The sequence below is a fragment of the Arthrobacter sp. EPSL27 genome (genome assembly GCF_001512305.1).
Lineage (GTDB): Bacteria > Actinomycetota > Actinomycetes > Actinomycetales > Micrococcaceae > Arthrobacter.
Map to the genome: position 1 here is coordinate 1099292 of NZ_LNUT01000004.1, position 6000 is coordinate 1105291.

General features: G+C 64.6%; 8 protein-coding genes. 7 read left to right on the forward strand and 1 reads right to left on the reverse strand.

Annotated features, from left to right (window positions below; all coding sequences use genetic code 11):
- The first annotated feature begins 201 nt into the window (after positions 1 to 201).
- Positions 202 to 597, forward strand: a complete 396-nt coding sequence (locus AR539_RS19700; RefSeq protein WP_066435373.1) for a hypothetical protein — start codon at positions 202 to 204, stop codon at positions 595 to 597.
- A gap of 116 nt (positions 598 to 713) precedes the next feature.
- On the opposite strand, the gene AR539_RS09590 is transcribed toward AR539_RS19700, so the two are convergent.
- Entirely contained in the window at positions 714 to 1028 is a 315-nt protein-coding gene (locus AR539_RS09590; protein WP_082699284.1) for an ArsR/SmtB family transcription factor, read from the reverse strand.
- Between the two features lie 101 nt (positions 1029 to 1129).
- Between AR539_RS09590 and AR539_RS09595 the strand changes: the two genes are divergently transcribed.
- From AR539_RS09595 to AR539_RS09620, 6 genes are read left to right on the forward strand one after another with little or no spacing between them, the layout of a single operon-like run.
- Entirely contained in the window at positions 1130 to 2206 is a 1077-nt protein-coding gene (locus tag AR539_RS09595; RefSeq protein ID WP_066435385.1) for a CHAP domain-containing protein, read from the forward strand.
- A complete protein-coding gene (locus tag AR539_RS09600) occupies positions 2203 to 2721 on the forward strand; it encodes a hypothetical protein (RefSeq protein WP_066435389.1) in 519 nt (172 codons plus the stop codon). Before AR539_RS09595 ends, AR539_RS09600 begins: the two co-directional genes overlap by 4 nt.
- Before the next feature lie 39 nt (positions 2722 to 2760).
- On the forward strand, positions 2761 to 4203 hold the full coding sequence (locus AR539_RS09605) for a chromosome partitioning protein ParA (RefSeq protein WP_066435392.1): 1443 nt from the start codon (positions 2761 to 2763) through the stop codon (positions 4201 to 4203).
- 33 nt (positions 4204 to 4236) lie between these two features.
- Entirely contained in the window at positions 4237 to 4848 is a 612-nt protein-coding gene (locus tag AR539_RS09610) for a DUF6668 family protein (protein WP_066435394.1), read from the forward strand.
- An 11-nt stretch (positions 4849 to 4859) separates the two neighbouring features.
- On the forward strand, positions 4860 to 5129 hold the full coding sequence (locus tag AR539_RS09615; protein ID WP_066435403.1) for a TrbC/VirB2 family protein: 270 nt from the start codon (positions 4860 to 4862) through the stop codon (positions 5127 to 5129).
- A gap of 26 nt (positions 5130 to 5155) precedes the next feature.
- Complete coding sequence (locus AR539_RS09620; RefSeq protein WP_066435406.1) at positions 5156 to 5911, forward strand: hypothetical protein; 756 nt, start codon at positions 5156 to 5158, stop codon at positions 5909 to 5911.
- The last annotated feature ends 89 nt before the right edge of the window (positions 5912 to 6000 follow it).

The window sequence follows — 6000 nt, forward strand, 5'->3', positions numbered from 1 at the left end:
CGGACACACACAAGAATGGAATTCCGACCCGGTAGGGTGGAATCTAGCTGTCCGCCGCTGGTACGAATATTGGTTCCCGCCGGGCTCGGCCGGAGAACAAGCTGCGGCAAACAGCGAATGAAATTGGATGGGGTTGAATTTATGGTTGGCGGTGACAGTCCCCGCGATCGGCTAGAGCGGGCGGAGACCCTTGCTCGCAAGGTGAACCTCCTACTGGACGTCGTGGTAGCCGAAGGCGGAGAACCCTATGAGTTCGCCGACATCCAGGCAGGCGTGCGCGAAAACGGGTACGAGCTTTCTCGAACGCGCTGGTGGCGAATTCGCACCGGTGAGTCGCCCGATACCGTCCCCAAAGAAGCCCTGGTCGCGATGGCCAAATTCTTCAACGTGGAACCGGCATACCTGACCGATGAATCCGGTGAACTCCCGGAACGGATTGAGCGGGAGCTGCAGCTCCTGAAGAAGATGCGCCGGAACAAGCTGAAGAACATCGCGGCCCGAACTCTCGGCGACATCGACATTAAGACCCTCGAGGCGATCAACGCACTCCTGGACGATGTGGACGCCTACGAAAGCAACGACTCCGAACAGGACTGAATCATGGTTGAAACATGTTTCAATCCTGTTATCGTGGACATGTGCCCACCACGATAAGTCGTACGACCCGCCGCCGAGCACCGGCGTACGGCCGCCCCGCCCCGGGGCGGTCATGGTCACAGGCCTTCGACATAACTGATGTACTCCTGGGTCAACTCTCGGACACGAGAGGATTGAACCATATAGACGACATCCTTGCCGTGGCGCATACCTGCCGGAGGATCGGTCTGCACCAGACCCGCCTCGGCGAGAAAATCGAGGTGGCGGTTCAGGCTTGGTCGGCTGATATCCACCGCAGCCTGCAGTCGCCCAATGGTCGATGGGCCAAGCATCGACAGGCGGCGCAGGATATCTACCCGGGCACGGTTGCCCATGAGACCGATTGCCACCTCAACTCCGGGCGGCAGTTTGGGTCGAATCAAGCTCGGCATGGATCCATCTTGCCTGACGCAATGACGAACCAATGCTTCTTTCGCCGCCTCACTCTATTACTAAGCAAAAGAGTTAGTAACAGTCCGATTCTGTGGCCGGCATGAAGCCGACGGGACTGTTGATCTGCACTGCGATTATCGTGCCGGCGATCTTCCTGGGTCTGGTCCTGTCGATCGTTCTGCTCTTCGAGCCGACTCCGGATCCCGCCGATTGCGGCCCCGCCGTGTCCGTGTCGATGAGCGACGACACCAAGGTCGACGGATACTCCACTGAGCAGCTGACGAACGCTGCAGCGATCATAAATGCCGGTAAGACCCTGAACCTATCGGCCAAGGGCCAGATGATCAGCATGATGGCGGCCCTGGGGGAGTCCGGCCTGCGCGTTCTGGACATCGGCGACGGGGCAGGTCCGGATTCCCGGGGTCTGTTTCAGCAGCGGGATAACGGCGCCTGGGGTTCCTACGCGGACCGCATAAGCCCGACCATCAGCGCGGTCAACTTCGTGAGGGCCCTGCAGAAGGTCGACGGCTGGGAGCTGTTGGAACCGAGCCTTGCCGGTAACAAGGTCCAGCGCAACGCCGACCCGTACCACTACCAGAGGTACTGGCCTGAGGCCGTCAAACTCGTTCAGGCGCTCTCGAACTCGAAGTTCTCCCTGCAGGGCAGCGACTGCGCCATCCCCGGACAATCCGGCGCGGGGGATGACTACCCGTGGAAGAACTCTCCGACCTGGTTGCAGATCGGTGCGAACGCGGCCAGCACGTCCCCGCTGGGCATGTACTACCGCGAGTGCGTGGACTTCGCCCTGTGGCGGGTGAACCAGCAGATGGGTTCAACCGGCGCACCGTTCAAGTTCCTCAACGGCACGTTCCGCCCGGATGGGCAGGGCCTCGGCTCGGCCCTGACGTGGAAGGCCGGCTGGGATGCCAAGGGCTGGCCCGCAGGCAGCACGCCCCGGGTCGGTGCCGTTGTCTGGTACGCACCCGGGGCCGGGGGAGCGGACCCGAACTTCGGCCACGTCGCCGTAGTCAAGGAAGTCAAAGACAACGGCACCTACGTCGAAGAGGGCTACAACGGCAACCCTGCCCCGGCGGACCACAGCTACTACACCCGGACAGTGACCAACTCTGTCCCCTCAGCTTTCCTGTACCTGCCCACCCAAGAGGAGAAGAAGTGAAAAAGCCCGTGACCTTGATCGGTGTGGCGCTGCTCTGCGTTTCGTGCGCACCGGCAGGCAACACCACGGCAGCGCCGTCGGCATCAGCGGCCGCCAGCCCCATTTCATCCGCGCCGGTCTCGCTGAGCGCCAACAGTGGACCCCAGGCGCCGGGCGGCACTATCCCCGCCACCATCGGCGTTACCTGGGATCAGGCCAGCAAGGACGAAGCCATGCACGTCGCAGAGAACGCTATGACGGACTTCGCCCGCCCCGCCGTGGAGGACAAGCAGTGGGCCAATGACCTGGCCCGCTGGCTGACCCCGCAGGCCACCGCCGACTACTCGGCAGTGGACCCGGCCAACATCCCCGCATCCCGCGTCACCGGGGCCGCCACCCTAAGCGTCGATGAAACCAACGGCTTCGGCGTCATGGCAGCGGTCCCCACAAACGCCGGGACCTACACGGTGCAGCTGCTCCGCACCGGCAAGGACGCCCCCTGGAAGGCCAACCGCCTCACCCCGCCCTCGTCCTAACCGCCGCACCTCCATCCCACACACGTAAGGAAGAAGCTCATGGGCACTACACCAACCGAAGTCATGGCCTTTCCCAACATCCGCGCCATTGTCCGGGACAACGGCACCGCCGAGGTCGTCGTCGCGGGCAACTCCCGCATCGTCCCTGGCGGAGACTCCGTGCAGGAACTCCGCAGCAACGCCCTGGCCCTCATCGTGGGCGAAGCACAGACCCTCCAGCGCCCCGTGCGGGTCCGCATCGAGGACCCCGAAGGGCACGGCGAACTCATCGTCCACCCGGACAACAAGATCGAATCCGTCTCCTACGAGCCCGCTCCGGCCCGCCGCCGGGCAGAAGCCCCCGAGACCACACCTGCGAGCGTAGCGCCGGCCGTCATTGATACCGTCCCCGCACCCGCACCGGAGCCTGCGGCCGCTCCTGCCACTGCCACGGCAGCATCGGTGGACGCCCGACCGTGGCCGCCTGCCCCCGCGACGGCCACCCCGGAACCGCAGACAGCTGCCGTTGTTGAGGAAGCCGCTCCGATCCGGCGCAGCCTGAAGGAAACCTCGTTCCTGGTCAGCGCCCCGGTGCTGGAACCGGCTACACAGGGCTGGCGCGGAACACTCACGCGACTGGGGCTCCGGATGGATCCCTCGGCGGAAGAACTCACCGAACGCGAGGACATCCGCACGGTCAGCCAGCACTGGCCCGGCCCCCGGACGATTGCGGTGGTCAACCGCAAGGGCGGGGCGAATAAGACCCCCACCGTGGTCATGCTCTCGGCCATCCTCGCCCGATACAGCGGCGCGGCCACGGTCGCGTGGGACAACAACGAATCCCAGGGCACCCTCGGCTGGCGGACGGAAAAGGGTTCCCACGACCGCAGCGTCCTGGACCTGATCGACGCCTCCACCGAACTGCTCTCCCCGTCCACAAACGCGGCCGAAATCGCCAAGTTCGTCCACCACCAGACCGCCGACAAATTCGACGTCCTGCGCTCGGATGAAAACGAGGAAGGCGACCATGAAGTCACGGCCGAGGAAGTCGACATCGCCCATCAGGTGCTCACCCGCTATTACCGGCTCGTGGTCATGGATTCGGGCAACACGGCCAGGGCCGCGAATTGGCGGCGGATGATCGACCACACCAACCAGCTCGTGGTCCCGGTGACAGCCATTGAGGACCGCGCAGAAGCCGCACGTCTGACGCTGCAGACCCTGGAATCCCGCGGCGGCCATGACGCGGAGCTGGCCCGCAACGCCGTTGTCATCGTCTCGGAGTCCACCGACGCCAAGCGCAGCATGAGCGGCGAGGCGCTGAAGCGGGCCAAGGACGAGGCGCGGCGGATTGCTGACGGCTTCGCCCCGTTCGTCCGGGCGGTCGTCCGGATTCCTTACGATCCGGCCCTGGTCAACGGACCTATCCGCTATGAAGCCCTCCAGCCCGCCACTCAGCGGGCATGGCTGGCGGCCGCGGCCGCCGTCGCTGCCGGCTTCTAAACCACCCACCACGGACTCTGAAAGGAGGCAAGCATGCAACAGTCCCTGAACCCCTGGATTACCCGCCCGGCTCCGGCCGACGGCGCGGACACGGCAGCCCCGGAAGCTCACGTGCCGCCGGCGGCCGTGATCAGTGAACCTCTGAGGGGAATGGTCGAACCGGACGCCGCAGACCGGCTTGGCCGCCGCACACTGGCAGGCTCCGCAGCACTGTGGGTCACCGGGGCCCACGGGGGATCCGGCGAAAGCCGCATCGCTGATCTGATCGGCGGGGCGCAGGCGACCGGTCACTGCTGGCCCGTCCTCCAGGACGGCAGTAGGCCCCGGGTGCTGCTGGTCTGCCGTGCAGACATGCGGGGCCTGACAGCGGCCCGGAGCGCCCTGACCGAGTGGGCATCAGGCGCGGCGCCCGCGGTTGATCTGCTCGGCCTCGCCGTTCTGGCGGACGCGCCGGGGAACTCGCCCAAACCCTTGCGGGACTTCACCACCATCGTCGGCGGGGGAGCCCCCCGGTCCTGGACCCTGCCCTGGGTCGAAGCCTGGCGACACGGGGAATCCACGTCCCCACCGCCGGCCCGCGAGTACCAACGCTTCATTACTGATTTAGCCGCCCTGTCTACCGACACACCCAGCACCACCAACTGAAAGGTCTCACCATGAACTCCTTCTCCGCATTTGCAGCAAGCGTCATTCCGAACCCGACGCCCACCGTTCCGGAACAGGCCAAAGGCCTGCTGACTGTTCTGAACTGGGCCTCCGGCATCGGCCTGGTCCTCGGCGTCCTGGGCGTCATCATCGTCGGCATCGGCATGGTCATCCAGCTCCGCCGCGGCGAAGGCGGCGAGTCCATCGGCAAACTCGGCTGGGTCTTGGCCGGCTGCATCATCATCACTGGCGCCTCCGGCATCGTCCGCGCCTTCGTCTAAACCCGCAACTACCGGAGAGGTTCATCATGAGCGAATCCACCCAAAGCAGTACCGAACGCAACCCGTTCACCAAGCCCGGATTCATCATCTCGGCCGCCCTGGTCGTCGCACTATTCGCCGCCGTCGTCGTGATTTTCTTCCTCCCCAAGGCAGACAGCACCGCCCAGCCCGCCCCGGCCTCATCAGCGGCCGGCGCCTCCTCGACGCCATCAAAGTCAGCCGACGCGGCGGGAAAGAGTGTTTGCGGGCTGCCCTCAAGCACGGAGACGGCTCTGGGCGCAGCACCGAAGTCCAAGTGGGAACTCGTCGGCAAAATGGCAGCCCCCACTGACCCCAAGACATTCGGGCCGGGGCTGACGGACACCAGCGGATTCAGGTCCTGCTTTGCTCACTCGCCAACCGGCGCCGTCTACTCTGCCGTCAACCTGGTGGCCCTTGGCTCGTCCAAGTCACAGCAAATGAATATCAAACTGGCAGACAAGCTCATGACCCCCGGTGCTGGGCGGGACGCAGCCAAACAGCAAGCAACGACGTTGGATCCTTCCACCGGCTCAACTGACACCGTTCAGGTACGCGGGTTCCTGCTCAAGTCGTACACGCCCACCGAAGCCAACGTTGACCTGGCCTTTCAAACCTCCGGCGGAAAATTGTTTCACGCAGTTCTTCCGCTTCAGTGGCTCGATGGGGATTGGAAAGTCAAGGTTTCCGATGCCGGACAGCTCATAAACGACGTTGCCCCGCTCAGCGACATGAGCGGCTTCATCGCATGGGCCGGGGTCTGACATGGCCGAGTGCGTTCCCCTGGATGTCATCTGTCAGGGCGGCAATGCGGTTTCCGGGATGCTCGACGACGCCATTGGCAATTTGGCGA

Excerpts from the sequence above, each read along its gene's own strand:
- AR539_RS09615 (WP_066435403.1), top strand. The coding sequence starts at position 4,860 with ATGAACTCCTTCTCCGCATTTGCAGCAAGCGTCATTCCGAACCCGACG.
- AR539_RS09590 (WP_082699284.1), bottom strand. The coding sequence starts at position 1,028 with ATGCCGAGCTTGATTCGACCCAAACTGCCGCCCGGAGTTGAGGTGGCA.
- AR539_RS09605 (WP_066435392.1), top strand. The coding sequence starts at position 2,761 with ATGGGCACTACACCAACCGAAGTCATGGCCTTTCCCAACATCCGCGCC.
- AR539_RS09610 (WP_066435394.1), top strand. The coding sequence starts at position 4,237 with ATGCAACAGTCCCTGAACCCCTGGATTACCCGCCCGGCTCCGGCCGAC.
- AR539_RS09620 (WP_066435406.1), top strand. The coding sequence starts at position 5,156 with ATGAGCGAATCCACCCAAAGCAGTACCGAACGCAACCCGTTCACCAAG.
- AR539_RS09595 (WP_066435385.1), top strand. The coding sequence starts at position 1,130 with ATGAAGCCGACGGGACTGTTGATCTGCACTGCGATTATCGTGCCGGCG.